Source organism: Methylotenera sp. E1MeOHC1 (assembly GCF_058745595.1).
Window position 1 is genome coordinate 1,545,910 of sequence record NZ_CP196025.1, and the last position, 26,658, is coordinate 1,572,567.

33 protein-coding genes and 1 tRNA gene are annotated in these 26,658 nt (G+C 44.8%); 13 read left to right on the plus strand and 21 right to left on the minus strand.

Annotated features, from left to right (window positions below; all coding sequences use genetic code 11):
• Positions 1–61: 61 nt before the first annotated feature.
• From ACSSU7_RS07090 to ACSSU7_RS07100, 3 genes are read left to right on the plus strand one after another with little or no spacing between them, the layout of a single operon-like run.
• Positions 62–649 (plus strand): BLUF domain-containing protein, encoded by a 588-nt coding sequence (locus ACSSU7_RS07090; protein WP_492515862.1) that lies wholly within the window; start codon positions 62–64, stop codon positions 647–649.
• Positions 650–690: 41 nt separating this feature from the next.
• The gene (locus ACSSU7_RS07095; protein WP_492515863.1) at positions 691–1,458 is read left to right on the plus strand and encodes an EAL domain-containing protein; all 768 of its coding nucleotides are present in this window, start codon (positions 691–693) and stop codon (positions 1,456–1,458) included.
• Between the two features lie 53 nt (positions 1,459–1,511).
• Positions 1,512–2,804, plus strand: coding sequence for a sensor domain-containing diguanylate cyclase (locus tag ACSSU7_RS07100; RefSeq protein WP_492515864.1), 1,293 nt, complete (start codon positions 1,512–1,514; stop codon positions 2,802–2,804).
• Between the two features lie 178 nt (positions 2,805–2,982).
• On the opposite strand, the gene ACSSU7_RS07105 is transcribed toward ACSSU7_RS07100, so the two are convergent.
• From ACSSU7_RS07105 to ACSSU7_RS07115, 3 genes are read right to left on the minus strand one after another with little or no spacing between them, the layout of a single operon-like run.
• Positions 2,983–3,882, minus strand: a complete 900-nt coding sequence (locus ACSSU7_RS07105) for a TorF family putative porin (RefSeq protein ID WP_492515865.1) — start codon at positions 3,880–3,882, stop codon at positions 2,983–2,985.
• Positions 3,883–3,926: 44 nt separating this feature from the next.
• Positions 3,927–5,450: a hypothetical protein gene (locus ACSSU7_RS07110; RefSeq protein ID WP_492515866.1), complete on the minus strand. Its 1,524-nt coding sequence runs from the start codon at positions 5,448–5,450 to the stop codon at positions 3,927–3,929.
• Between the two features lie 53 nt (positions 5,451–5,503).
• Entirely contained in the window at positions 5,504–5,950 is a 447-nt protein-coding gene (locus ACSSU7_RS07115; RefSeq protein WP_492515867.1) for a cupin domain-containing protein, read from the minus strand.
• A 247-nt stretch (positions 5,951–6,197) separates the two neighbouring features.
• On the opposite strand from ACSSU7_RS07115, the gene ACSSU7_RS07120 reads away from it, so the two are divergent.
• Positions 6,198–6,992 (plus strand): sigma factor-like helix-turn-helix DNA-binding protein, encoded by a 795-nt coding sequence (locus tag ACSSU7_RS07120; RefSeq protein ID WP_492515868.1) that lies wholly within the window; start codon positions 6,198–6,200, stop codon positions 6,990–6,992.
• On the opposite strand, the gene ACSSU7_RS07125 is transcribed toward ACSSU7_RS07120, so the two are convergent.
• Entirely contained in the window at positions 6,989–7,888 is a 900-nt protein-coding gene (locus ACSSU7_RS07125) for a LysR family transcriptional regulator (RefSeq protein ID WP_492515869.1), read from the minus strand. The two genes, ACSSU7_RS07120 and ACSSU7_RS07125, sit on opposite strands and share 4 nt — an antisense overlap.
• Before the next feature lie 127 nt (positions 7,889–8,015).
• On the opposite strand from ACSSU7_RS07125, the gene ACSSU7_RS07130 reads away from it, so the two are divergent.
• The 6 genes from ACSSU7_RS07130 to ACSSU7_RS07155 all read left to right on the plus strand — a co-directional run bounded on the left by ACSSU7_RS07130 (position 8,016) and on the right by ACSSU7_RS07155 (position 11,754).
• Entirely contained in the window at positions 8,016–8,879 is an 864-nt protein-coding gene (locus ACSSU7_RS07130) for a pirin family protein (RefSeq protein WP_492515870.1), read from the plus strand.
• A 47-nt stretch (positions 8,880–8,926) separates the two neighbouring features.
• Entirely contained in the window at positions 8,927–9,553 is a 627-nt protein-coding gene (gene ycaC / locus ACSSU7_RS07135; protein WP_492515871.1) for an isochorismate family cysteine hydrolase YcaC, read from the plus strand.
• 75 nt (positions 9,554–9,628) lie between these two features.
• Positions 9,629–10,195, plus strand: coding sequence for an antibiotic biosynthesis monooxygenase (locus ACSSU7_RS07140; protein WP_492515872.1), 567 nt, complete (start codon positions 9,629–9,631; stop codon positions 10,193–10,195).
• A gap of 33 nt (positions 10,196–10,228) precedes the next feature.
• Positions 10,229–10,561, plus strand: a complete 333-nt coding sequence (locus ACSSU7_RS07145; RefSeq protein WP_492515873.1) for a DUF4144 family protein — start codon at positions 10,229–10,231, stop codon at positions 10,559–10,561.
• A 112-nt stretch (positions 10,562–10,673) separates the two neighbouring features.
• The gene (locus tag ACSSU7_RS07150; RefSeq protein ID WP_492515874.1) at positions 10,674–11,291 is read left to right on the plus strand and encodes a LexA family protein; all 618 of its coding nucleotides are present in this window, start codon (positions 10,674–10,676) and stop codon (positions 11,289–11,291) included.
• Between the two features lie 154 nt (positions 11,292–11,445).
• Positions 11,446–11,754: a thioredoxin family protein gene (locus ACSSU7_RS07155; protein WP_492517775.1), complete on the plus strand. Its 309-nt coding sequence runs from the start codon at positions 11,446–11,448 to the stop codon at positions 11,752–11,754.
• A gap of 74 nt (positions 11,755–11,828) precedes the next feature.
• Here the strand turns inward: ACSSU7_RS07155 and ACSSU7_RS07160 are convergent, their stop codons facing one another.
• The 3 genes from ACSSU7_RS07160 to ACSSU7_RS07170 form a co-directional block, all read right to left on the minus strand.
• Positions 11,829–11,975, minus strand: a complete 147-nt coding sequence (locus ACSSU7_RS07160) for a hypothetical protein (RefSeq protein WP_492515875.1) — start codon at positions 11,973–11,975, stop codon at positions 11,829–11,831.
• Between the two features lie 197 nt (positions 11,976–12,172).
• Positions 12,173–12,244, minus strand: a complete 72-nt coding sequence (pqqA, locus tag ACSSU7_RS07165) for a pyrroloquinoline quinone precursor peptide PqqA (protein ID WP_012777389.1) — start codon at positions 12,242–12,244, stop codon at positions 12,173–12,175.
• Positions 12,245–12,546: 302 nt separating this feature from the next.
• Positions 12,547–12,631 (minus strand) — tRNA-Leu (locus ACSSU7_RS07170).
• 62 nt (positions 12,632–12,693) lie between these two features.
• Between ACSSU7_RS07170 and queA the strand changes: the two genes are divergently transcribed.
• Positions 12,694–13,728 carry a tRNA preQ1(34) S-adenosylmethionine ribosyltransferase-isomerase QueA gene (gene queA, locus ACSSU7_RS07175; protein WP_492515876.1) on the plus strand — a complete coding sequence of 345 codons (1,035 nt, stop codon included), beginning with the start codon at positions 12,694–12,696 and terminating at the stop codon, positions 13,726–13,728.
• Between the two features lie 92 nt (positions 13,729–13,820).
• Complete coding sequence (locus ACSSU7_RS07180; protein ID WP_492515877.1) at positions 13,821–14,690, plus strand: hypothetical protein; 870 nt, start codon at positions 13,821–13,823, stop codon at positions 14,688–14,690.
• A 124-nt stretch (positions 14,691–14,814) separates the two neighbouring features.
• On the opposite strand, the gene ACSSU7_RS07185 is transcribed toward ACSSU7_RS07180, so the two are convergent.
• From ACSSU7_RS07185 to yoaA, 12 genes are all read right to left on the minus strand, one after another.
• Entirely contained in the window at positions 14,815–15,414 is a 600-nt protein-coding gene (locus ACSSU7_RS07185; RefSeq protein ID WP_492517776.1) for a lytic transglycosylase domain-containing protein, read from the minus strand.
• 67 nt (positions 15,415–15,481) lie between these two features.
• Positions 15,482–17,203 (minus strand): proline--tRNA ligase, encoded by a 1,722-nt coding sequence (locus ACSSU7_RS07190; protein ID WP_492515878.1) that lies wholly within the window; start codon positions 17,201–17,203, stop codon positions 15,482–15,484.
• Positions 17,204–17,298: 95 nt separating this feature from the next.
• Positions 17,299–17,955, minus strand: a complete 657-nt coding sequence (locus tag ACSSU7_RS07195; protein ID WP_492515879.1) for a hypothetical protein — start codon at positions 17,953–17,955, stop codon at positions 17,299–17,301.
• Positions 17,924–18,430 (minus strand): TPM domain-containing protein, encoded by a 507-nt coding sequence (locus ACSSU7_RS07200; protein WP_492515880.1) that lies wholly within the window; start codon positions 18,428–18,430, stop codon positions 17,924–17,926. The genes ACSSU7_RS07195 and ACSSU7_RS07200 overlap by 32 nt, the downstream gene beginning before the upstream one ends.
• Positions 18,430–19,230 (minus strand): TPM domain-containing protein, encoded by an 801-nt coding sequence (locus ACSSU7_RS07205; protein WP_492517777.1) that lies wholly within the window; start codon positions 19,228–19,230, stop codon positions 18,430–18,432. The genes ACSSU7_RS07200 and ACSSU7_RS07205 overlap by 1 nt, the downstream gene beginning before the upstream one ends.
• Positions 19,231–19,298: 68 nt before the next feature.
• Positions 19,299–19,895, minus strand: a complete 597-nt coding sequence (locus ACSSU7_RS07210; protein ID WP_492515881.1) for a LemA family protein — start codon at positions 19,893–19,895, stop codon at positions 19,299–19,301.
• 90 nt (positions 19,896–19,985) lie between these two features.
• Complete coding sequence (locus tag ACSSU7_RS07215) at positions 19,986–20,660, minus strand: uracil-DNA glycosylase family protein (protein WP_492515882.1); 675 nt, start codon at positions 20,658–20,660, stop codon at positions 19,986–19,988.
• A complete protein-coding gene (gene rimI / locus ACSSU7_RS07220) occupies positions 20,657–21,118 on the minus strand; it encodes a ribosomal protein S18-alanine N-acetyltransferase (RefSeq protein WP_492515883.1) in 462 nt (153 codons plus the stop codon). The genes ACSSU7_RS07215 and rimI overlap by 4 nt, the downstream gene beginning before the upstream one ends.
• Complete coding sequence (tsaB, locus tag ACSSU7_RS07225) at positions 21,115–21,804, minus strand: tRNA (adenosine(37)-N6)-threonylcarbamoyltransferase complex dimerization subunit type 1 TsaB (protein ID WP_492515884.1); 690 nt, start codon at positions 21,802–21,804, stop codon at positions 21,115–21,117. The genes rimI and tsaB overlap by 4 nt, the downstream gene beginning before the upstream one ends.
• Positions 21,805–21,937: 133 nt before the next feature.
• Entirely contained in the window at positions 21,938–22,342 is a 405-nt protein-coding gene (gene arfB / locus ACSSU7_RS07230) for an alternative ribosome rescue aminoacyl-tRNA hydrolase ArfB (protein WP_492515885.1), read from the minus strand.
• Positions 22,343–22,595: 253 nt separating this feature from the next.
• Complete coding sequence (locus ACSSU7_RS07235; protein WP_492515886.1) at positions 22,596–22,853, minus strand: hypothetical protein; 258 nt, start codon at positions 22,851–22,853, stop codon at positions 22,596–22,598.
• A 178-nt stretch (positions 22,854–23,031) separates the two neighbouring features.
• Complete coding sequence (gene yoaA / locus ACSSU7_RS07240) at positions 23,032–24,963, minus strand: DNA repair helicase YoaA (RefSeq protein WP_492515887.1); 1,932 nt, start codon at positions 24,961–24,963, stop codon at positions 23,032–23,034.
• Positions 24,964–25,062: 99 nt separating this feature from the next.
• Between yoaA and ACSSU7_RS07245 the strand changes: the two genes are divergently transcribed.
• The gene (locus ACSSU7_RS07245; protein ID WP_492515888.1) at positions 25,063–25,611 is read left to right on the plus strand and encodes a C40 family peptidase; all 549 of its coding nucleotides are present in this window, start codon (positions 25,063–25,065) and stop codon (positions 25,609–25,611) included.
• Positions 25,612–25,803: 192 nt separating this feature from the next.
• On the opposite strand, the gene ACSSU7_RS07250 is transcribed toward ACSSU7_RS07245, so the two are convergent.
• Both ACSSU7_RS07250 and ACSSU7_RS07255 read right to left on the minus strand, forming a co-directional pair.
• Complete coding sequence (locus ACSSU7_RS07250; RefSeq protein ID WP_331020721.1) at positions 25,804–26,262, minus strand: ferritin-like domain-containing protein; 459 nt, start codon at positions 26,260–26,262, stop codon at positions 25,804–25,806.
• A gap of 79 nt (positions 26,263–26,341) precedes the next feature.
• Positions 26,342–26,632: an Rdx family protein gene (locus ACSSU7_RS07255; RefSeq protein ID WP_331020720.1), complete on the minus strand. Its 291-nt coding sequence runs from the start codon at positions 26,630–26,632 to the stop codon at positions 26,342–26,344.
• Between the last annotated feature and the right edge of the window lie 26 nt (positions 26,633–26,658).

The window sequence follows — 26,658 nt, forward strand, 5'->3', positions numbered from 1 at the left end:
GGTAATTTTAATCACCACTGCTATTTAAAGCGCTACAAATCAAAATATTACAAGGGGTAATATGGGAAAGCTTGTACAGATTATCTATATCAGCCGCTCAACTTTTGAAAGTGCGGATAAAGTAAATAAGATAGAACCAAACGTAGTGAGAATTCTGGCGAAATCTAGAATTAATAACCGCAAGAATGGCCTAGTTGGTGTTATGTATTTTGGCGACGGTGCATTCTTTCAATGCTTGGAAGGCGATGAGGAAGCAATTAATACTCTTTTTGCCAAAATCGAAAAAGACCCTCGCCATAAAGACCTTAAGTTAATTTCCAGAAAATATATTGCGAAACTCTCTTTTCCAGATTGGGCGATGAAATATGCGCCTCTTGATGAAAAAATGGGGAAGTTCCTGAAAGAGAATGGATACCAAACGTTCGATCCTTACGCGTTTGTTCCAGCCATGACAGAAAAAGTCTTAGGGCTGCTAATCGACGCATACGATCCAACGTTAGCGCTAGAGGCAGACGCCACTAGCGTAATCCAGCACGCGCCAACGCAGTTAGGTCGTTATAAAAAGCTAGTAATGTTAGCTTTATTTTTTTCAATAAGTGCGTTTGCGTTCTCCTTAGTAGCACTTATGTCTGTTCGCGGCACAATTTAAAAGTATAAAAATTATATAGTTAGCATCGGGGATAAAATTTAATGATTGAAGTTAAACCATTTGAGCCTGTTGGCTGCAAAGAATGTCGTGATCCAGAAAAACTCGGAATCCAGTTCACCATGGCTTTTCAGCCTATTGTGAATGTGCGCGATAAAACCATCTTTGGATATGAAGCGCTGGTGAGAGGCATCAATGGTGAAGGTGCAGACTCTGTACTTTCACAGCTCAATGACAGCAACCGCTATAAGTTCGATCAGGCAATCCGCGTGAAGGCGCTGGACCTGGCAAAGAAACTGAACCTACAGGGAATGCTGAGTATCAATTTCCTGCCTAATGCGGTATATCGCCCAGAAACTTGTATTAGAGCAACGCTTGAAGCCGCAGCAGAATTAGACTTCCCAACTGACCGCATTATGTTTGAGGTCACCGAAGGTGAAAAAGTTAAAGACCATAATCATTTAAAGAGCATCTTTATTGAATATAAAAAACAGAACTTTACTACTGCTATCGATGATTTTGGCGCAGGTTATGCGGGGCTAAATCTTCTAGCGGACTGGCAGCCTGATGTCATCAAACTTGATATGTCATTAACAAGAAACATCCATAATGACCGTGTTCGCAGGTCTTTAGTGTTTGGCATTATTACGGTATGTAGAGAGCTATCTATCAAAATCATCGCAGAAGGCATTGAGTGTGAAGAAGAATGCAGAACCTTGTTTGAGCAAGGAGTCGATTTATTTCAAGGTTACCATTTTGCCAGACCAGGTTTTGAATCATTGCCTTCAATTAGAGAGGAAGCATGGTTATGATGGTTTCTGTATTCATTAATCAACCATTTCACTGCATTTGATATTAAGCACGTATGACTGACCTTAACAGTAACGCGTACCAAAGTCTGGCAATGCCTGTAGAAGCCAAGGCGCTACTTTTTCAGGTGGCGCTTGATCAATCATACAACTCTGTAGTGATTACTGATGCCAATACCACAGATGAAGGCCCACGTATCATTTATGCAAACCCTTCATTTGAAAAAATGACCGGTTATACCATGTGTGAACTCATTGGCAGGTCTCCTAAAATTCTGCAAGGCCCACTCACGGATCAACGAGTTATAGAAGAAATGCGGTTATGCATACAAACCGGAAGGTTTTTTGAAGGCTCCACGATTAATTACAATAAAAATGGCTCCCCATACAATGTAGAGTGGTCTATCTCTCCGATTAAGGATCAATCTGGTGTTATTCAGCATTTCATCTCTGTACAAAAAAATATCACCGCTTTAATTGCAGTGCAGCAAGAACGTAGCCTACTGGCAAAAGCGCTTAATGACTCGCCAGATTGCGTCATGATTACTGATATACAAAATAAAATTATATTTGTGAACACTGGTTTCGAACAATTAACCGGGTATGGGCAAGATGAGGTGCTCGGCAAAGAACCATCTTTTTTATGGAGCAACACATCAGAGATAGCGCCTGATAGTTCAGACTCACAACTATCATCTAACCTGCATTTCAAATCACAGGCGCCTAATTTACGTAAAGACGGGGCACTATTTTATGTCGATCAAAGTATTGCCAAGATTCAGGACAACGCTGGAAAAGTAACGCATTATGTGAGTTTCAGTAAAGACTCAACTGACAGGCTGAAGCAAGAGCTTGAGCTAAAAGATCTGGCATCAAGAGACGCCTTGACTGGCCTGCTCAACAGACGATCTGGTGAGCAACTGCTCAAGCAGTACGATGATATGAAACAGCCGCCTAACAATATGCTTTGCTTGATTATGTTGGATATTGATAAATTTAAAAAAATCAATGACACGTTCGGACACATCATCGGCGATCAGGTATTAAAGTCTAGCAGCCAATTGCTTAAAAGTGAGGCAAGAGTTACAGATAGTGTCATTCGCTGGGGTGGTGAGGAGTTTTTAATTGTCGTATCAAACTCTACCCTTAAAGCGACTTTAAAGTTTGCCGAGCGAATCAGAAACAGTTTCGAGCTAAAGAGCGACAGTACGGTTGGTGTTGTAACGGCATCATTTGGCGTCGCCCAAATGCTACCAGGAGAAAGCACAGCAAGCTTGCTTAACCGTGCTGACAAAGCTTTATATAAAGCTAAGCTGGAGGGTAGAAATTGTGTTAAATGTGCCAAGTAGCCAAGTAGCCAAGTAGCCAAGTCTGTTTTAGAGTTTAGAAGCTAGTTCATCATCTTTTGGGTTTAAATGTGATGATTCGTCACCTGTAGGAATTTCTATATTAGATAAAAACCACAACCCGCTGTTTTATATATGAGAAAACCTGCCCAACGATCAAGTGGGCAGGAGAGTTTGACGCTTAAAAACTTCTGGATAATGAGAATACGTAGCGTGAATCTACAATTTGGTGGTTAGATGAAAACCCATAAAAGTCATGATGACCTTCTTTGATGTTGGTATCGTGGTAACGCAAATCTACGTTATACCCAAACATCTTACGGCTAACGCCAATATTCCAATGCACCCAATTTAGCTCCTCTTTGCCATTGCCGTTTGCATCTAAGTTAGGGCCATGGTTATTAAAGAACTGATACCCTACCCCGCCGGAGACTACAAACTTATGTGGCAGTGCATAGCTTGGTAGAATGGCAATGTTGTGAGATTGCAATCCTTTAACACCAAACCAGTCAGTAATCGTCGGTGAATATTCAAATTTCAGATTCAAGTTACCTATTTGTGTATCTAGGTAGTTGAACATCTCGAGATAATTTGAATCTCTGGAGCCAGGGTAGATGTATTGAAAAAACATACCATTATAGTTAATACCGCTACCCGCAATATCCTTAACGCTGTAGCCAGCATAGGGGCCCCACAGTGCATTGATATGTGGATTATTATGGGCTGCATCATTGCCGGGGAATAAGTTATTTGCCCCGTAATACCCTAAATAAAAACCACTGGGATGTGACCAGGTGATCGCGGCTTTTAACGAAGGGATTTTGCCGTCATTGGTTTCAGACTCCCCACGAAACACATAATCGGAAGCAAACTCAACCCAAGTGGTGAATTTTCCGCCCAATAGTGTTTCATCATCTAAAAAATCATCAAATGCGTTGGACTCTTTTGCAGCTTTTACAGGGCCTGTTTCTACAGGTCCGGTTTCATCTTTTGGTCTATCTGCGCCTGCAGCTAAGGCATTTACAGACAAAACCATACTCACCATGAGCAAGCTCACGGTTTTTAATATACGTGTGTACATTATTCTCTCCTAAGTTGTGATGTGGCCTTACAGCTGTTTTATTGTTATTGCTGTACAGGTCGGCAGGTGGTGCCTTTGGTAGGGACCATGCGGTTAGCTAGGTCCAGTTTGGGTGGTTCAACATAAGTAACAGCAGGCTGTACGGCAGGGTAAGTGAGCGCTACTACACTCGGTACATTTTGCGCTTCAGCATTTTTAACGCCACGTTTGGTGTTGTATGGATCATCAAACACACCATATTCACCCGGCTGCATTTTGTAAGTAACGGTTTTTTCACCTACACCAGCATTGGCCATATATTTGTTGGCATCATTCCAATCTCTGCCATCAAGATTGCTATAGAACTTAATGTCTACTAATACTGCATCGCAAAGCGGGGTCACTTCCTCATATTGGGTAGGCCAGCCAGAACCACCGGTAGTTTTAGGGTAACGCCCCCAGTCACCACCTTTGAATGGACAAGCACCTCCGCCACCAAATGCGGCACGGTTTGGGTGGTGTACGCCATAAATAGGTAGGCCAACTGGTTGCCCGATTTCGCCATTTTCTAAGTGGAATCTAGGCTGGGAAGTCACTGTGGTTTTTAACTTCAAGCCCTCATTCTTAATACTGTCGTAATAAGGGCCTTCGGGCCGCACATAGCGTAAATCATTGTTATCTTTGTTGTCATATACCGCAGTCACAAAAAGATAAGGCTTATTAAAGAATGGGCGCTCCACCAAGTAATATTCAACATTGGTTTTATTGGCATCAACAGCCTCCCACTTCACATGGAGATTGTCCTTACCCTTCTGCCCCACGTTAATCCAGGAGCGCGCATCTGATAATTGATTTAACCTAAGCACATTGGTGTAGTTTTCTTTTACGTCTAAGCCTGCGCGTTTACCAAGCGGGCCAATTTTGTTAGCCCCCGGTTGGTTAAACGCAAAATTCATTGCCTGTTTGGCATATGGATAGTCGTTTTCAGACATGGTGCAATAAAAGTTAGGCAGTTCAATAGGCTCGTGCTTTGCGTACTTACCTTTATATTTAGGATGGTTGATAGGTAAATCAATATAGTTTAGCTGGCCATCTTTACTCAATTTCTCATCCGGGTATTTATAGCCAGACCAGCTTTCCTGCGGCAAATAAGCGCTGTAGTCACTTTCGATTTTTGCTAAGTTGTCTTTAGCGGTTAAATCGGCAGTTGCGGGCAATCCGCTCGCACCTTTTTTAAGGTACTCACGGACTGTGCCGTTTTCTTGCACACGCCACAGGCCATGTTTACCTTCACCTATCATGGTCAGCACTTGCTCTGCCACCGTAATAAAGCGGTAAGTATAGTTAGTGCTCATATACCCACTATAAAACGGTAGGTGTGGAATCTGAGAATGGGTCTTGTTCGGGCGGCCCGTTCCGATTAAGGCCTTTTGTGCATCGTCATCTTTAATGTTCTGATCACTGGTATAAAAGAACGGGTCGCCCTGTGTCAGGTCAGTAAGATTAATACTTTCATCTGCCTGTGTGCCAAATGATGCAATGGATAAGGACGCAAACAATGGCAAGGCATAAGTGGGTAGTTTTTTCATTTTGCTCTCCTTGGAGCCCTCTGGTTCAACTGAAATTAATTTGCTATTGAATATTAAGCGCCGTCAATTTCACGTTGACCACAGATAAATCCTAAACCTGAGCTTTCTGTGCTAAAAGTGATGGTTGAACCCTTAGGAAAGAAAAGCACATCACCCGGTAAAGCTTTCACTTTGGTGGTGCCATCGTTCACTATCATCTCACCTTTGATAATGATTTTAGCCTCATCGTAACCGTATGTGTAAGTTAATGAATTGCCTTTTTCAATTTTAAACAAGCCACATGCAATCGGCGCTTTCGGGTCGCTCGAGGCAACGATATCCTGCAAGTAAGCATTGGTGCCTTTAATGTTCATAGATTTAATTTTCATGCGTGAGGCATTTTTAAAATACTCCATTTTTTTGCTGCCAGCAGGTACCTCTACGCCGTGCGCCATTAACGCAGCGCCATAAGAAACAGCTAAAGTTGCGATCAAACCACTTAATAAATATGACTTTTTCATGTTCATCTCCAATATTAAAAATTAATGTTTCAATTAAGAAAGATTGCTCTTTCATTGGAGATATCTTATTTGTTAATAGAGTGTACAAACATGACAAAAAACCCCTATAAAACTCAAAAAAACTAAATATTTTTGTAATAAAACTGTGAATCAATATTGTTGAATAGTTTGTCTAATCATTAAAAATTAGGAGTAAGATATAAATAGGCAGTCCGCTGCTAACTAGAGCTCTTTAAGGCGTAAGTGATTGAACTTGTTCAATTATAAAGATGAGCCGCCATCTAAGCGGTTATTGAAACAGCACTTCATTGATGCTAATAGAGGCGCCTTTCCGCAAGATACGCTTAACTGTGTTGCGCACTTGATTTTGGTGATTGAAAGCCCGGATGAAATGATGTCGGTGGCTTTGGAGTTTATCGTGAAAAAACTCGAAGCGTGCCGCGCAGATATTGGCTTTGTCAGGCCACAAGACAGTATTTACAGGCCTGCTTTTATTTATTACAACGCAAGCTCAAGTCCGCTGAACTGCACTGGAACAGTGTATTCCAACCAAGACAGAGTGTTCCAGAAAACCTGGCATCAGCGCCTACCGGTAGCTTGTGACAATGTAACCTCCAGCCCGCTGCTGCTCGATTCCAGGAAAAAATTCGAGTCGATTCAGAGCAAGTCTATTTTATTTCAAAGATTGGTATGGGATAGAAGCCCACTAGGCATGGCCTGTATTGATTTTACGCATGAGCCTCATTTTTGGACGCAAACTGAAATCGAATTTGTCGCAGAATTCTGCGAAACTTTTTTAGGGCCATTACTAGGCATTAGCCATTTCTGGCATGACCCTAAAAAATACCAGCTCATCAAAAAGCCTACTGAGTCCGAGCTCATTGCAATCAAGCTTGCAGCAAAAGGCATGAGCTATAAACAAATTGCAAATGAATTAGGTAAGTCTGTACGCACCATAGAGAATCAGCTCCGAAGCGCCCGAGATACGCTTAATGCAGCTAATCAAGCTGAGTTAATTACCAAATGCTCAATCTGGCTTTAGGCTAGCTGACTAAGAAACTGCGGCCTCAGTTCTGCTTGTGCCAGATCTAAAAATGCACGCAGCTTAGGCGGCATAAAGCGCTGCTTGGGGTACACCAAATGCACGGGGTCAGCTTTACCTTGCCACTCAGGGAGAACTCTTAACAAATCCCCCCTGGTTACTCCCTGCCTGCAGATAAAAGCAGGCAATAGCGCTATGCCCTGCCCATTTTCTGTCATCGACTTCACAACACCAATACTGTTAGCCATGGTGCGTGCCTGTAATGGAATGGTCATGCTGCTCTGCTCACGCCTCAAGGTCCATGCATCACGCCCCATGGGGGTAAATTGCAAGCAATGATGTGCATGTATGTCTTGTGGTACCTCTAATGGAGCGGCGCTTTTTAAATAATCACGGCTGGCAAATAGCTCCCAATGTATCGTACCTAATGACTTTGCTACTAGGCTAGAGTCGCGTAAATCACCGGTACGAATTGCAACATCGACCCCTTCCGCCACGAGGTCTATATAACGGTCGGTCAAAAGCAACTCCATCTCCAACTCAGGAAACTCTCGCTGTGCACGCTGTATTAGGTTAGCGAGTAGGCTATCGCCAAGGTCAGCAGGTGCGGTCACTTTCAGCTTACCTTGCGGCTGCTTGCGCGCCTCGTCGACGGCAGCTTCCGCCTCCAACAAATAGCTCAGGCCCTGCGAGGCATGATGGTAATAAACTGTGCCGGCTTCAGTCAGGCTCAGCCTTCGGGTGGTACGTTGTAACAGCGTAATACCCAGACGCTTTTCTAACCTAGAAATTCTAGTACTGACTGTAGAGGTAGGCAGGCCAATCTGCCTAGCCGCCTCACTAAAACTGCCAGCCTGTACTACCTTTACAAATACCGCCGATTCGTTGAAATCCATAATTATTCATTTAAATGAAAAGTAATTTCACATTTAACCATCTAGTATAGGATTTGTCATGTGTTTATAGTGATAACCATCGTAACTAAGTTAAAAAACTGAAGTACAGAAATAAAGGAAAAACATCATGAAAAAACTAGCTTTTATTAAACGCAGCAACGGTAATCACTGGGTAGGTGACGGCTTCCCTGTGAAAAGCATTTTTTCTTACCGCGACATCTATGAAGAAATGTCACCATTCCTACTCATGGATTACGCCGGCCCAACTAACTTTGAGCCAACGGAGCAACGCCGTGGTGTAGGCAAGCATCCACACCGTGGTTTCGAAACAGTCACCATCGTCTACGATGGCCAGGTTTCACACCATGACTCTACCAATGCAGGCGGCACTATCGGCGCAGGTGATGTGCAATGGATGACAGCCGGCTCCGGCATTATCCATGAGGAATATCACGGTGATGATTATGCTCACACTGGCGGGCCTTTCGAGATGATACAGCTCTGGGTCAATCTGCCAGCTAAACACAAGATGACAACCCCTGGCTATCAAGGCATTACCAGTGCACAGATTCCAGAAATTAAACTGGCTGGCAATGCCGGCAAAGTGCGCGTCATTGCAGGTGAGTTTGCAGGACAAAAAGGCCCAGCGCATACCTTCAGTAGCATGAATGTATGGGATGTCAGATTGAATGCCGGCAGCACAACGACATTTAATTTGCCAGAAGGTCATACCACTGCCTTATTTGTGTTGCATGGTGCAATTAGCACTGGCGATGTACACATTATCCAGCCATCCGAGCTTGCCGTCATGCAACGCGAAGGCACAGAATTGGTGTTAGAAGCACAGCAAGACACAGTCCTGCTGTTATTAAACGGGGCGCCGCTGAATGAACCAGTGGTTGGCCATGGCCCTTTTGTCATGAACATCTGGGAGGAAATCAATCAGGCGGTTGATGATTACAACAATGGTCGCTTTGCAGTAGCGGCATAAAACAATACAACACTTTAATTTTTAATTACTTATTTAGGAGAAACACCATGAACAAACCATATGTACGTCTAGACCGCGATAACGCAGTAGTTTTATTAGTAGATCACCAAGCAGGCCTGTTATCTTTAGTGCGTGATATCGAACCAGATCGTTTCAAGAATAATGTGTTGGCACTAGCAGATGCAGCCAAATACTTTAAGTTGCCAACGATCTTAACTACCAGCTTTGAGAATGGCCCGAACGGTCCATTGATGCCAGAGTTGAAAGAGATGTTCCCAGATGCACCATTCATTCCACGTCCAGGCCAAATCAATGCGTGGGATAACGAAGACTTTGTGAAAGCAATTAAGGCGACCGGTAAGAAGCAATTGATTATTGCTGGTGTGGTGACTGAGGTATGCGTAGCATTCCCGGCACTGGCAGCGATTGAAGAGGGTTTTGAGGTGTTTGTGGTGGCGGATGCTTCAGGTACGTTTAATGAAATGACGCGTGATGCGGCATGGCAGCGGATGGCAGCGGCTGGTGCGCAGTTCATGACTTGGTTTGGGGTGGCTTGTGAGTTACATCGTGACTGGCGTAATGATGTGGAGGGTTTGGCGACTTTGTTATCTAACCATATCCCTGACTACCGTAACCTCATCACTTCTTTTAATGCGCAAAGCGGCAGTAAATAACTGCCAGAAATAATTATGAACATCCCCGAGACGCTATCTTGAATCTTGGGGATAACATTTATCAGGGACAAAAGCATGACTTTCACATTAGACACTGAACAAACCGCTACCGTAGTCATTTCGCACCATGTAAGAGATGACGCTAAACTCGATTATGAAGCGTGGTTAAACCAGATTATTCCAGTTTCTAAAAGTTACCCTGGGCACTTGGGCGTTAGCATCGTGCACCCTGTAGCTGGTGCCACAGTCACTTATACGGTAATTATTCGGTTTGATACGCGCAAAAATCTGCTTACCTGGATGAAGTCAGACGATAGAAAAAATCTGATTAAAAAAGTACAGCACTACCTAGTAGAAGATGACAATTTTTTTGTGCGTAGCGGTCTGGATTTTTGGTTCACACCAGAAGAAGCAAAAGCCAAGCTGCCTACAAAATGGAAGCAATTACTGATGACTTGGTCTGCTATTTTTCCGCTAGTGTTAACCATGTCTGCATTTGTTAATTGGCTGGCTAACAGCATTTCAGTCACGCTGGGCCATGAGTTAACCGTGTTGATTACTACGTTTCTGGTGGTATTGATGATGGTGTATGTAGTTATGCCGCGCTACACTAAATTGGTACATAAATGGCTATTTAGCTAGCACTCAGAACCAATCTGTATACAATAAACAGTAATGAATCCATCTAATATAAATTTAGTGCACTTCCCTGCGATCATCAAACTGCATGCAGATGATGAGTTGCTGTTAATTGCCAACACAACAGATTTTGAAAGCAATCAGGATATCAACAATATGTATTTTCAAGCTCAGGACATGTTGATTGATAAGCTCGGCCATGTGTTTAAACTCCACAAAACTGAGCAGATAGCATTATCAACCACAAATGATGTCATGCCACTTGATGAGGTAATTAAGTTGATTCAATTGCATCTATCAAATCATGGTGCATGCTGCGTATCTAAGTTTTCAGCACACTCTATTGAAGACGCGTTTAACTGCCTTTAATCCAGCCTGCATCATAGGCTACTCTCGGCAAGATAATACGCAGCTTTTTTAGATTTTGTCAGGTCGTTAAATTTGATTGCATCATCAGTTTGATTAACGTAACATTAATTATATGAATGATTTACCTAAAATCAATAAAGCAGGCGGCAAGCGCGAAGGTGCGGGCCGCAAGATTGGTTCTGGGAAATTTCGTGAACAAACATCCGTGCTTAGAATCCCCACAAGCCAAGCCCCTGTTATTAAAGACTTTCTGGCTGCTTACCAACGAAAAAGAATGATGACCGATTTAGACGTAGTAACACAATTTGAATTACCCGCCTTAGTAACGCAACCAATGGAGTTGCCGCTATTTAGCTCTAAAGTATCCGCAGGATTACCTAGCCCGGCAGAAGACCATTTAGAACAAAGGCTAGACCCTAATGACTTCTTGATTGATAAAAAAGACACCACTTTTTTTGTAACGATTCAAGGTTACTCTATGGTGGACATAGGCTTACTACCTGGCGATAAAGCCGTAGTTGACCGCGCTAAAATTGCATCTATCGGTGATATTGTATTAGCAGTCATTGACGGTGAATTTACCATCAAAACATTAAGCCGCACCAAAGAAGGCAATATCCGCTTGCTACCGGCAAACTCATCTGCAGACTACGCGCCTATTAATATCACAGAGGAAATGAACTTTGAGGTATGGGGCGTAGTAACAGGTTCTTTCAGACGCTTTAAATAAGTTGCCTGCAAGGTAGCTCACGGTAACAATTGATGGTGACATCTATTTGATTACTCCACAATTTCTGTGGGTAAAGTTGTGGGATGGATGGGCACAGCTTAATTAAGTGACTGCTTTCAATCGACTTATTCATGTAGAGGCATTATTAGGCAGCATGCTCCCCAATCAACCCATTAATCGTGAATTTCTCGATCAGCGCACAGGTGCCACTTTGGTAGAGTTTGGCGCAGCCTGGTGCGGCCATTGCCAAGCAGCTCAAGCAAGCATCAGTGCAGCCATCAACGCTTACCCCAACATCCATCATATTAAGATTGAAGACGGAAAAGGCCAGCGATTAGGTCGAACTTATGCAGTGAAGTTATGGCCAACACTCATACTGTTACAAGACGGTGTAGAGGTTGACCGACTAGTGCGTCCACTAAGTGAAAACTCTATTACTGCCGCTTTAGCCCAGCTTAAATAATCCAGACGTACTCGCTACATGCCTAGCAGCAGATAGCAGCAATGCACCAGAGCTTGGTGCTCCATCAAAATTGGCTAAACGATAAAGAACTGTACAGCAACAGCAGCGGGGACGACAAACGCCGCGACAACAAATACTGCAGTGAAAATGAAGCGTATGACTTGGTCTGCGTCAAGCACCACATCGGGCGTGACATCATCATATTGTTGATATGTATACATTTAAATCTCCTTAAGAAACTTTTGATTTCCGGTTTATTACAAATGAAGTAGGTAACTTCGCTACATGCTTTAATAGTGGGTAACTATAAGCAAGTTTTATGTCATATAAATGACAAAGGGAGCCTAAGCCCCCTCATTGTATTGCAAGTACTAATAATAATTTAAGTACAAGCAGTAATTAAGTGCAAAAACAATAATTACTTGTTCATTACGTACATAGTAACTTCAAAGCCAAAACGCATTTCAGTAGCTGCTGGTGTTGTCCACATAATCATTCTCCTAGTATTGGGTTTGAACTGACGTAATGTCTTGTTCGTATGGTTCTATTATGCACCTGTGTGCAAAAACAACACTGTCACTGTTCATGAATAACCACTACGTAAAATCATGAACAAAACCCATATACAGCAAACTGCACTAAGCTTATGGCACATCACCATCCAAGCTAACTGCATAAAAATCAATCAGTTAAATAACCCAGGCACTATTCACATACGATAACTAGCTTAAGCACTGCAAAATGCTGGATAAAAAAAAGGACCACTCGTAAGAGTAGTCCTTTTTAATGTTTTGGTGCCCAGGGCCGGAATCGAACCGGCACGCCTCGCGGCGCGGGATTTTGAGTCCCGTGCGTCTACCAATTCCGCCACCTGGGCCTCTTGGAATTATACATTCCTGTATAATTGCGATTTCGCTATTATAGCAAGCTATGAGCCATATGAAAACCCAAGATTTCGATTTTTATCTACCTTCTTCACTAATTGCACAACATCCCTCCTCAGAACGCACTGCCAGTCGCATGTTATACCTCAATAGCGCAACCAGTGAATTAACGGATAAACAGTTTTTAGACTTTCCTGATTTCTTCAAGGCCGGGGATTTACTCATTTTTAATGACACCCGCGTCATCAAGGCTCGTTTGTTCGGAAATAAACACTCTGGTGGCAGTGTTGAAGTTTTGATTGAACGGGTAATTAATCAACATACTGCCTATGCACATGTACGTGCATCGCGTGCGCCTAAAGTTGGCAGCCGCATCACACTTAGCGAAGCATTTGATGTAGAAGTCACCGCACGCCATGATGATTTGTTCGAGCTACATTTTTTAAGCGATGCATCTGTGTTTGAGTTACTTGAACAGTATGGTGCATTGCCGTTGCCGCCTTATATTACCCACGGTGCGACCGACCATGACGAAGAGCGTTACCAAACCGTGTACGCAAAACACTTGGGCGCAGTGGCAGCACCTACCGCAGGCTTACACTTCAGCACCGAGATTTTGGAGCAGCTCAAGGCAAAAGGTGTAAATATCGCATACGTGACGCTGCACGTAGGTGCCGGCACGTTTCAGCCGGTACGTGTAGACAACGTGGCAGACCATAAAATGCACAGCGAACTATTTCATGTACCACAAGAAACAGTCGCACTAATTGAAGAAACCAAAGCTAATGGCAGCATCGTCACTGCAATTGGCACCACCGCGATGCGCGCATTGGAGAGCGCCGCAAGAAGTGGAAAATTGGCCGCGGGCGAAGGCGACACCGATATTTTCATTACACCAGGGTACCGCTTTAACGTGGTGGATCGCCTGCTAACTAACTTTCATCTACCTAAAAGCACCTTACTCATGCTAGTCTCTGCATTTGCAGGCACTGATAACATCAGGAAAGCTTATGCCCATGCTGTAGAAGGTGAGTATCGTTTCTTTAGTTATGGCGATGCTATGCTCATAGAAAAACTACAGGCAGCATAAATACATAAGCATGACTGATTGAGCTATATTGAACAAAAGCTATAAGCACTTGGACTAACTGACACTTAACCGTTTGAAGAAATAGAGAAAAAATGCGCGCACTCACCCTACTCATTCCGATTGCCCTAATGACGCTAGCATCCACTGCTAATGCAGAGATCCTACCTGAGGCCGAAGTTGGCATTAAAATCCCGATGGTAAAAAAACCAACCACGCGCCCATTTACCGTAGCGCATATCCCGGGCTTTAAGCGCTATTACATTGCAGATGGCGGCTTAGCGCCTATGGGTAGCGAAACAGAAGCGCCTTATTCAAAATCGCAGATCCATGCTTATGACGAAGACGGCAAATATGTAAACTCTTCACGCCCGGGTTACGATAACCGCTCAATTTATTACAACAGCAACACGCACCAATTGGAAACCGTTACCTACAACATCTCCAGTGATTTAGGCTTTGCGCCTAACTCGGGTATTTTTTCGATCCATTTAACTGAGTCTGGCGAGTTAAAAGACTCATCTGACGAGATTTCACAATTCAACCCTGCGTTCGGTGACTCAGCGACTATCCCAAGCTACGATGCCGAGCATAAACGCTATTATGCAAAACAAGCGCATGGCAACAATGTATTTATTGTGGATCCAAACAGCAGAGAAAAAACCGGCGTGATCACGCTAGAGCTCGACAAAGCTGGTGCCGCGCATGATGATGTGAGCGAGTCATTTATTGCTTATACTGCAGTAAAAGGCGAGGAGTTTGCGTTACTCGATGTAGACCATAAAGCCGTATTGCTGTTTGACATTACAGGTAAATATGTAGGTAAATCTGCACTACCTAAAACGCTAAAATTGCGTGCTAACAACCACTACACCGGCTTGGGTTACGCCAACCAAATGCTATTTGTATTCCACGAACCAGAAGGTGAATTTGGCACCTACTATGGCTTTAAAATACAAAAATAACACGCAGTATTTGTAATAACGCTTAGCAAGCACACATAAAAAAACCGCCTGAAGGCGGTTTTTTTATGTGTGCTTGCTAATTAGGTAACAAAGTGCGAGTTAAATATTGATAAAAACTTTTAAATTAAATGTTTTTGGGTGTTACTGACCAGCGGTTAGGCGTGTAGTCCCAGTTTTTACGCCAGGCACCAAGGATTAAATTTGGATACTCCGGCTTACCCAAACTACCATTGTAGCGCCCTAAAGCACGGTATAAATCGCCGCGCTCAATATCTACATAGTGCCTTAAAATTGTGCAGCCATAGCGTAGGTTAGTACGCAGTAAAAACAAGTTATGGTCGTTAGCGCCTATGCTACGCACCCAAAATGGCATCACTTGCATAAAACCACGTGCACCTACCGATGAGACTGCATATTTCTTAAAGCCACTCTCCACTTGAATCAGGCCCAACACCATTTGCGGGTCCAAACCCGCGCGGCTGGCTTCATAATGCACTGTGCGCAAAAAGTCCTCTCGATACTGCTGGTCTGGCATGCGCTTTTGCAGACGTTGCGACATTTCATTCAGCCAGGCTTGGCCTTCTTCTTTAGTTGCAAAGGTCAGCGTAGGTGCAGCGCGGTCACTTACGCTGCGCTGCATCAACGCTTTCACGCTATTAGAAAGCGGCTCTTCAATCTGCGAGCCGGCATAACTCATGTAAGGCACTAGAGCACCTAACAACATCAGCAAGCTAATTCGTAGTTTTTTGAGCACGCAAACTCCCTAATGCAATCACTGCAACACCTTGATACTAAGACAAATTCTGCACAAACTCAACCACTGACACCAGCGCTACAGATTGCGCATCCGCCTGTGTTCTAGCTTTGTACTCCACATTACCTTCATTGAGGCCACGTTCACCAATCACCAAGCGATGCGGGATGCCCATCAAATCCGCTTCGGCAAACATCACGCCCGGACGCTCACCTCTATCATCTAGTAACACATCCACCCCAGCGGCTTGTAACTCATCATGCAGTTTATTCGCTGCCGCTTTAACCACCTCAGACTTATCATAACCAATCGCACAAATCACCACTTCAAACGGTGCCATGCTCTTAGGGAAGATAATACCGCGCTCATCATTGCCTTGCTCAATGGCAGCACCCACGATACGTGATACGCCAATGCCGTAACAACCCATCTCCATCACTTGGGTTTGTCCGTTTTCATCCAGGTAGGTTGCGCTCATCGCTTCTGAGTATTTGGTACGTAGTTGGAAAATATGACCAACCTCAATACCACGGCATAATGACAACACGCCTTTACCGTCAGGGCTGGCATCACCAGCCACTACGTTACGGATATCTGCAACTAACACTGGCTCAGGTAAGTCACGGCCAAAATTCACACCAGCCAAGTGATATTTAGGTTTATTGGCCCCACACACAAAATCGCTCATCAATGCCACGGTTTTATCTGCAATCACGGTGACATTAGCGCCTACACCTACCGGGCCAATAAAGCCTGGCGGGCAATTAAGGTTAGCGCGGATTTCTTCTTCAGTGGCAAATCTAAAGTCGGCCAACCCGGCAAGCTTACCTAGCTTCACTTCATTGAGGTGATGGTCGCCACGTAACAATGCCAAGTAAAACTTATCATTGCCGGCTTCATCTTTAGCAATCAAAGCAATCGCTTTCACTGTGCGCTCTATGCTGATTTCCAGTAGTTTCGCCACATCTTCACATGCGGTTTGTTTCGGGGTATCTACGTCACGCATGGTTTCAGTAGCTTTACCACGGCTAGTGCTGACAGGGATCGCCTCGGCCAACTCCACATTGGCTGCGAAATCTGATGTCTCGCAATAGGCCAAGCCATCTTCGCCAGAGTCTGCCAATACATGAAACTCGTGCGAACCATCACCACCAATTGCGCCTGTATCGGCTTTTACCGCACGGAATTTCAAGCCTAAGCGGGTAAATACATTGCTGTAAGCCTGATACATGGTGTCATAAGTTTTTTCTAACGATGCAAAATCAGTATGGAATGAATAGGCATCTTTCATCATAAACTCACGCGCGCGCATCACACCGAAGCGCGGGCGAATCTCGTCACGGAACTTAGTCTGTATCTGATAAAAATTAAGCGGCAATTGCTTGTAACTGCGAATTTCTTTACGGGCGATGTCAGTAATCACTTCTTCATGCGTAGGGCCAAAACAGAATTCGCGTTCGTGTCTATCTTGAATTTTAAGCATTTGTGGGCCAAATACCGCCCAACGGCCTGTTTCTTCCCACAGTTCTTTAGGCTGCACTGCTGGCATTAATAGCTCTAACGCGCCTGCATTATTCATTTCCTCACGCACCACGCGCTCTACCTTGCGTAACACGCGCAGACCTAGTGGCATCCAGCTATACAGTCCTGAGCCTAGCCGTTTAATCAGGCCAGCACGCACCATTAAAATATGGCTTTGCAGCTCGGCTTCGTTAGGGGCTTCTTTTTGAGTATTAAAGAAAAATTGAGAGGCGCGCATAGTAATTGAGATCAGTGCTAAATAAAAATGCGAATTTTACAGATAATCAGTGTGTTAGTCAGTAATACTTATCACACTGGACTCACGACATTTTACTACTTGGCGTCAGAACGGCCTTTTAAGATAGGGCTATCTGCTGGAAAGTAGCCAGATTTCCACGATGCAAACGGCACAATGGTGGCAGGATAGCCGTTATCGTAAAACCAGCTATCCACGGCATAGCGCTCACCTGTGGCAAGTTCATGAATCACAGCGGTGCTATGCGGCCAGCCAAAAAGAAAATAACTGCGTGTCCCCATACTCTCAATCGCATGCAGTTTAATTAAGTCATGCTGATACATTAAGCGCATGTAAGTCGTACTATTAATGGCCTCATCGTTGCAGTCTAACTGGCCGGGGTAACGAGAGTTATCAAAAGTACCTGCACGGTCAGTACTGGTGCCTGTTTTGGCGCCTACCACTTTTTCCAGTGCACCAATCGCCTCTGCAATATGCTTGCGCTCTGATGGCGCATCTTGCGTTGGGCTAGTATCCTCAAATATAGCGGTGATGACTTTCCATTCATCATTAGTCAAAGAAACCTGTTTAATCTCTGCACAGCCGCCGCCAGTACAGATTTCAAAAGCTTCTAATTTTGGTGTTTGTTTATAAATACGCGTAATATCGGCAATGGATGCCTGTGCGCTGAACGGTAGCAGTAAACTGAACCCCAGCAATAATCTATAAAATAACTGGGGCGTCGGGTAGCTCATTTTGATTTTTACCGTGGGCTGGATAATATTGAATCAGATGTTCACTGATTTTTGAGATGCCTTCAATCACGCCAGCCTCAAATTTTCCTTGCTTGAACATCTGCTCCATATGGCGGCTGATATGCTCCCAGCCCTGGCTCTCCACATGCTGATGTATGCCGCGATCTGCCAGAATCTCAAAATCATGATCCGCTAACAGCAGATAGATTAACACGCCATTATTTTGTTCTGTATCCCAAACTCTTAATGATGAGAAAAGTTCTAGCGCTCTATGTTTAGCCGTTTTTTTGGCGAGCAGTGCCGATAATGGCAACCTAGCCTCTACCGCAAAGCGAATCTCACCTAGATGCTGCAACTCACTGGCAGCGATTGCCGCTTCAATACGCTGTATTGCACCATAACAAAAATGCTGTTTTACCGCACTGGGTAAAGTGCAAAGATGCCTGCATAAGCGTCGTATCAGTTTAGCTGTCATTACCAATCTCCTGATGCGCCGCCGCCGCCAAAGTCGCCACCACCACCGCCACTCCAGCTATCGGAGTGCCCACCGCCGCCACTATAACCGCCTCCGCCTAGCTGCCCCAATCCAGATGAGCCAATCAGGGTGAGAATAAAGGCAACGATGCCTAATAGCAGCGCAATTAATAAAGCTACGCCAAAAAACCAAGCCAGTACGGCGATAATGCCTCCATTTAACACGCCTCCAAAAAAGTCGCCAAATACCGCGCGCAATATGCTGCCCAGTATCAAGCCACCCACCAGCAACAAAGGTAGCAGGTCACTAAAACTGCTCTGGTTATTGTGCTTAGCAGGCGCCGGCAACTGCTCCCCCGCAATCAAGCCTATCAGTGCATCCACTGCTTTGGTGATGCCGCCATAAAAATCGCCTTGTTTGAAACTTGGCGCCATGATTTCCGTAATCACGCGTTTAGCAATTAAATCAGGAATGGCGCCCTCTAAGCCATAGCCAACTTCAATACGCATTTTACGGTCGTCTTTTGCTACCAACAGCAGCACGCCATCATCCTCTTTCTCACGCCCCAGCTTCCAAGCTTCTGCCACGCGGATGCTGTATTGCTCAATCACTTCTGGCTGGGTAGTGGGGATAATCAACACCGCAATCTGGCTGCCCTTTTCTTGCTCAAATGCAGCAACTTTCTGCTCAAGTGCAGATTGCTGCTGAGCGCTAAGGGTTTGGGTTAAATCGGTAACACGGTGCTGTAAAGCTGGGATAGGCACAAGCTCGGCATGCACATTAAACGATGCAAATAGCATCATATAAAGTGCAAACAAGCTTGCTCTCAAGAAAAAAGACACGCTAATCACGCCAGTGCTTAGGCTAGTTATTTACTTTCAAAATTAACCGTAGGCGCAACAGAAATCGCTTTTTCGTTTTCTACAGTAAATGATGGCTTAGCTTTGTAACCTAGCGCCATGGCAGTTAAGTTATTAGGAAAGCTACGCACAGCAACATTGTAGTTTTTAATGGTTTCGATATAGCGATTACGTGCAACTGTAATGCGGTTTTCGGTACCTTCTAACTGCGCCTGTAAATCTCTAAAGCCTTGGTCTGCTTTTAAATTTGGGTAGTTTTCAGACACCGCTAGCAAACGTGACAATGCAGAGGTTAACTGCCCTTGCGCCGCCTGAAACTTGGCAAAAGCTTCCGGGTCATTTAGTAGCTCAGGAGTCACTTGCATGCTACCGACTTTTGATCGCGCATCGGCAACTTGCGTCAGCACTTCTTTTTCATGTGAAGCATACCCTTTTACTACATTCACTAAATTAGGCACTAAGTCTGCTCTGCGTTGATATTGATTCAACACCTCAGACCAGCTCGCTTTCGACTCTTCATCTAGCGATTGGAAAGTATTGTAACCGCAGCCAGTTAAGCTTAATACAAATAACACGGCTAAAAATCTCAAAACTAAATGTTTCATTACGATTCCTCTAAAATTGATTAATTACCGATTTCAATATTATCGGTCTTAATATAGTGCTGAATCTTTTATTTACAAGTCTTGCGCTAGTCACAACTCTTGCAGAATACGTTTTGCCGCACATAAATCAACCCAGGCTTTTGCCTTATAAGCGGTATTTTTAAGCAAAAATGCAGGGTGGTAAGTAATCACCACTGGTAATTTCTGATAATAAATCGGGTTAGCTGACTGGATACTGCGCCAATCGTCTATGGTTTGCAATTGCCCCATCAAGCTGTGGGCGGCCGCACCTCCCATCACCACTACTAATTTAACAGCATGTTCAGCGAGCGTAGCTACGGTCGCTTCTGCAATATCAATACGGCAGTTTATGTTAATCGCTTTCAGCATATTGCTCAATAGCGTTTCTATATCGTGCGCATCACCAGACGTGCTATCTAATGCAAACCCAATGCTGGCATCATCGCTGATGAGTAAGCGGAATGGAGCTACAATCGCTACGGCTTCCACCACTACGCTATCCAGCGGCGCTGGCTCAATAACTGGCTCAATAACTGGCTCAATAACTGGCTCAATAACTGGCTCAATAACTGGCTCAATAACTGGCTCAATAACTTGGCTTAATAACGTTACACTTTCAGTCGCAATGGTATGTGCTGGCTTTAATGCAGGCACTCCCTGCACACTCGGCAGCGGTGCTTTTAATTGCCAGACAGGTAGCAATTCAAGCTCTCGCAGCACGTCCTCACGCGTCATCAAAGTCATATCGCCAATCCCATTAAAATTGCGTCCTCACGTCCATGATGCGCTGGGTAATAGCCGCGGCGGACAGCCATTTCATTAAACCCAATATTCTCGTATAAAGCAATGGCAGAAATATTGCTGGCTCTTACCTCTAAAAACATATTGGCAGCTTTTAACGCCTGCGCAATACTGATCATGTGCTCCAACAATAAGCGCCCTAAGCCTTGCTTTTGGTAAGGTTTACTCACACTAAGGTTTAACAAGTGCGCTTCATCTAACACCATCATCATCAAAGCATAGCCGATGATTTCTTCATTATGTAGCAATACCCATGCACTATGCGCAGACTTCAGCGAGTCTGCAAAATTGCCACGTGTCCAAGGGTGTGAGTAAATGTGCGGCTCAATCTCCATGATAGCGTCCAAATCAGCAACCGTCATGGCGCGGAATTGATATTGTGGCTTTGGTACTGCACTCATAAACGTAAACCCTGCTCACGCTCAGCTGTCTTCAGTGCCACCCGATTACGTATATAAATTGGCATGGCATGCTCAGCCGTTTTCGCTTCACCCGCTTCAAAAATCGGCTGCGCTAAGGTAAGCACCGCACTTGCCATGGGCAGCAAGGCTGGCTGCGTAGACAGCACTTGTCCACGGTAAGCCTCCGCCAGCACTTCACCATAAGTTTGCCAGCCACTGCCAGCGCCCACCCAATCGTTACCCTCAACCGCCGGCACTGCATCCGGCTTATATAAGCCTGGCGCCATCACTGCCTGCCAGCCCGCAGCATCTTTCACATAAACCGCATGGTAAACCTCTCCCATGCGCGCATCTAAGCAAGCGATTACTTTTGGCGCCGTGCTTGCTTCAGCCAAAGCCATCAAGGTGCAAACGCCGACTACAGGCAGATTCGCTCCCAAGCCCAAGCCCTGCGCAACACCAGCCGCAATACGCACACCAGTAAAGGAGCCGGGGCCTGCGCCAAACGCTAAGCCATTTAAATCCTGCAACTGCAACTCGGCTTGATTTAATAAATGCTGAATCTGCGGCAAAATAATTTGCGAGTGAGTTTGTCCGGCCAACACGTCATAGTTAAACACCGTGTTATCACGCATGATGGCGAGTGATAAATATTCGGTTGAGGTATCAAAAGCTAATAGATTCATTGGTTAAATTTTTAAATTACACATCTTAAATTACGCTAGGGGAAATCTTACTCTATGTGGCCGTAACAGCATGTTTTAATATCAATTAAAGCAGTTATGGCAGCAACAAAATGGTGAGATAAAGCATGGAGTTTTACTCACCCGCTATTTTGCCACGCAATTGCTTTAAATGCCCACGTTGTGATTTAGTTTCTAATCGGCGCAACTTGGAGCCATAAGTTGGACGCGTGGCATAACGGGTAGGTTTGACTTGATTTGCCGCATTGATAATCTCGTGCAGGCGTTGAACCGCGTCTTTTTTGTTCGCCTCTTGCGTGCGATATTGCTGTGCTTTGATGACCAATACACCATCATCATTGATACGGTTATCTTTAAGATGACACAAACGCTCTTTCAGCAAATCACTCAAACTTGATGCCTGAATATCAAACCGCAAGTGAATCGCACTGGAGACTTTGTTCACATTTTGCCCACCCGCACCTTGCGCACGAATCGCACTAAGCTCGTACTCACTTTCTGGTATATGAATAACATGCATCGCAATAAATTAGGGGAGATTCAATTAAAAAGATAACTATAGCGCCAATTACTTTAAGACATAGCCAAAATTAAAAAAGCTGACCATGACGTCAGCTTCATTTAAATTATTTACCGCGTAAATTGCAGCAACATGCCTGACTGTAGCAACGGGGTTATCCCTTACTGTGTGCTGGCAATTGTGCACTTACTCAACTTAGTTATCTGCAATTTAGGCATCTACAACTTAGACACCCAAAACTTAGGTATCTAGCCTAAATTTGCGGTTTCTGGTTTGCTGCTGTGCTCATTTTCACATTTTTTGGCACGGCCACTTCTTTGACCGCAGCCTCTTTTGCCTTGGCAACTGCTGGCTTAACCACAGGCTGGCTGCGCATATGAGCAGCAACACCTGCACCGGCCTCTACCGTACAGCCGCCACCCATCACTGTTTTATTGCAATCACCTGCAAAACTAAGTGTTGAAGCAGAAAAAAGTACGGTTGCAAAAAGCGCTGATAAAGAACGAATCATGATGAATTCCAAAAGTTTAAAACGTGTGCGAAGTTTTTAGCGTCACATGGTCAATGCCGCTAAAACATAAAGGACGCGCATTCTAAACTAATTAGGAAATCAAAAACACGGGATTTACTCCACCTGCATTATTTTTTCGATGCTAAGCACAGAAGCTAACGCCTGCAATTTATATATATTAATGGTCAGCAAAGAACGCCTGCACATCACTCAACACACGCGTGCGCTTGAACGGTGGCAAACTTTGCCAGATACGTTTGCCGTATGCCTTGGTAATCAAGCGCGGATCACAAATCATCAACACACCGCGATCATTTTCATCGCGAATCAAGCGCCCAGCACCTTGCTTTAAGGTAATCACCGAATACGGAAGCTGGTACTCCATAAATGCATTTTTACCCTCTGCATTCAGCTTATCCACACGTGCTGACAACACCGGGTCATCGGGCGGCGCAAATGGTAATTTATCAATAATCACCACGCTTAACGCCTCGCCGCGTACGTCCACACCCTCCCAAAAGCTTTGACTCCCTACCAGCACGGCATTGCCCAGCTTGCGAAAGCGCTCCAACAATTCAGTACGCGAGGTATCACCCTGCAACAGCAATGGGCATTCAATGCCGTTTTCTGCAAACGCATCTTTCAGCAAAGCATGGATTTCGCGCATCGCGCGCAAACTGGTTGAAAGTACAAAGGCGCGTCCACCACTCGCTTGTAACACAGGCAGCGCAGCTGCAACCACACAGGCAGTGTAGGAAGTGTGGTTCGGGTCTGGCATTTCAGGCGGCACATAAAACAATGCCTGCTCCTGATAGTTAAATGGGCTTTGCCACGAAGCGGTAGCTGCAGCTTGCAGGCCCATTTGTGCTAAATAGTGGCTAAAGTCATTTTTAACCGCCAACGTGGCCGAGGTGAATATCCATGCGCGTGGCTGTGCATTTAACTGCTTACCAAAGCCCTCGGCAACACTGAGCGGGGTGGCATGCAATTGCACTGATTGTGTAAATACCTCCACCCAGCGCACTAAGTTATTATTTTCAGCAGCATGCCAGCGGCTGAGTAAGTCATGTAGTGCCATACTGCGCTGCCAGCACTTTTCTAGCAGTGGATCGCGTGCGGCTTGCGTTTCCAGTACCTTTGCCAAAGCTTGCAGTTGTTCCTGCATATGCGCAAATGTAGATTCAAAGTTTTTCAATGCCAGCGCTTTTTGCACCGACATGCGCGAACCCTCATACGAAAAAATCAACCTAAAATCTTTACAAGCTTTTTCCAGTACGGGAATCACCTCACCTAGCTGTACACAGTCTTTGGCTAGGCTCAAATGTGCGGCGGTACAATCGCGCGCCAACTCTATTAATTGGCTGGTTGATACATCCTCGCCAAAAAACAGGCCTGCGACTTCCGGCAATTGGTGTGCCTCGTCAAATATCACGGTGTTCGCGCTGGGCAACAATTCGGCCACGCCTTCATCCCGCAACATGACATCCGCAAAGAACAAGTGGTGATTCACGACCACCACATCCGCAGCCAGCGCCTGCTTGCGCGCCTCCATCACAAAGCACTCTTTGTAGAAGTTGCAATCCCCGCCCAGGCAGTTATCACGGGTTGAGGTAACGTTAGCCCATATCGTGGCGTTTTCAGGCACGGTGTTCAACTCACCTTTATCACCGGTTTTACTGTTTTCGGCAAAAGTCTTGATAATTTGCACATATTTGGCATCATCTCTCGCCGCAAAGCGCCCTTCGTTAGCTGCGCGCTCTAAATGATAATGGCACACATAGTTGGAGCGGCCTTTCAGCATAGCTACCGTCACGGGCACTTTCAGTGCATCTCGCACATTGGGCAGGTCGCGGCTAAACAGTTGGTCTTGCAGGTTCTTGGTACCAGTAGAAATAATGACTTTGCCGCCAGTCAGCAATGCAGGCACCAAATAGGCAAATGTCTTGCCTGTGCCGGTGCCAGCTTCTGCAACCAATTGGGTATTATGCTCAATCGCATCGGCAATCGCCAACGCCATTTCCAATTGCTGGGTACGCTCATGGTAGCCAGCAATGTGAGAAGCTAAAATGCCATCTTTTTCAAAAACTTGGCGGATATTGTATTCACTCATAGAACGGTAATTATCCCATGAGTTAACACGCTCATGTTTGTTTTAACCTGAGTTATCGTCACATTTGGTACTTTTGGGTAAGTTGAATATAATGAGTCCGTGGCAAAATTCACTTACTACAATTATTTAGTGTGTTTAGTGCTTGCACTCACCAGTGCCTCCTGCGCAGCTAGCCCCAATGGGCTGACCAGCACCAACACTCTCACAGAGAAATCTACACCTGCCGAGCCTGTAGAGACGCATCACGCTTGGCCGGAACGTGCGCGTGAAGTTTTAGTGAGCGCGCTCAGCCTCACCGGCATTACCTATAAGTATGGCGGCACCTCACCAGAAACCGGGTTTGATTGCAGTGGTTTTGTGCGTTATGTATACCAGCAAGCTACTAATTTAAGCCTACCACATGGTGCAAAAGCCATTAGCCAAATTGGCAAATCAGTATCTAAAAGTGATTTGCAGCCAGGTGACTTGGTGTTCTTCAACACACTCAAATCAACCTTCTCACATGTAGGTATTTATGTAGGAAATAACCGCTTTATTCACTCGCCCAGCAGCGGTGGCGGTGTGCGGGTAGATGATATGCAAACGAGCTATTGGAGCAAACGCTTTAATGGCGCCCAGCGTATAGAACCTGACCAAGATAAAAACTAAACGAAGCCCAAGCGCTAAACGCTTAGGTTTGCAATCATAGGCTTCGTCGTTTTTTTAATGCTGATAACCTGCTTAACTCGTTATCTAAATTTCAGCTTCGCTGTCTTAACTTCTGCTTTAATTCGTATGTCTTAACTAACACTAACTGGCGAGCAAGTTGCCGCCAGTCAATATCCAAACAGAGGGTTTAGCTTAAGCGTGAAACTTAGCTAAATCGCCAGGTTTACGCAGCATTTTATCCACTTCACCCAAATGCAACTCTTCTTGGTAAATCATTTCTCTAGCGTACTCTTCCAACATCACTGAATCACCTTCTACTAGCTTTAACAGCGCTTTATACGCATTCAAAGCTGCAGTTTCGTGCGCTAAAGACTCACGTAAAATATCACCAATGTCATGATTATGGGTTTCTAACAATGGCCCGATCGACAATGATGGATGCCCACCTAAATGCGTAATAATTTCGCCTGCTTTGTTTGCATGATCTAAAGACTCTGTAGCTTGACTACGCAGCCAAGACACAATAGGAATACGGTTGTAACCAAACACCATCAACGAATAGTGGGTGTATCTTACAACCCCTGCTAATTCAAACTCTAAAATCGTGTTGAGCGCGTCCACAATAGGACTGTTATCGTGATGATCTGACATTTTGTAATCCTTTCTTATCAAAAAATAATCGCCCGACTCTAAATCGGTAACGTTTCATACTGACGCATGCGATAGACGACTAGTTCTCAGTAGTCGTTTTATCACTATGCCCCAAATGACGGTCTGGGTCTACTTTATCACGCACCAGTTGCTTAATCTCTTTTGCCTCGGGGAACCTGCCCGCCTCTTTTCTGGAGAAAATCAGCTCATCATTTAAGCTCACCTCAAAGATGCCGCCAGTACCCGGCCTTAATGCCACACTGTATAAGTCCTGCTCAAACGTTGTTAATAGCTCTTGCGCAAGCCATGCCGCGCGCAATAGCCAACGGCACTGCGTGCAATAGGTGATTTCAACAATATATCTACTCAATTTGTATGTCCCGACTGATATAGTTT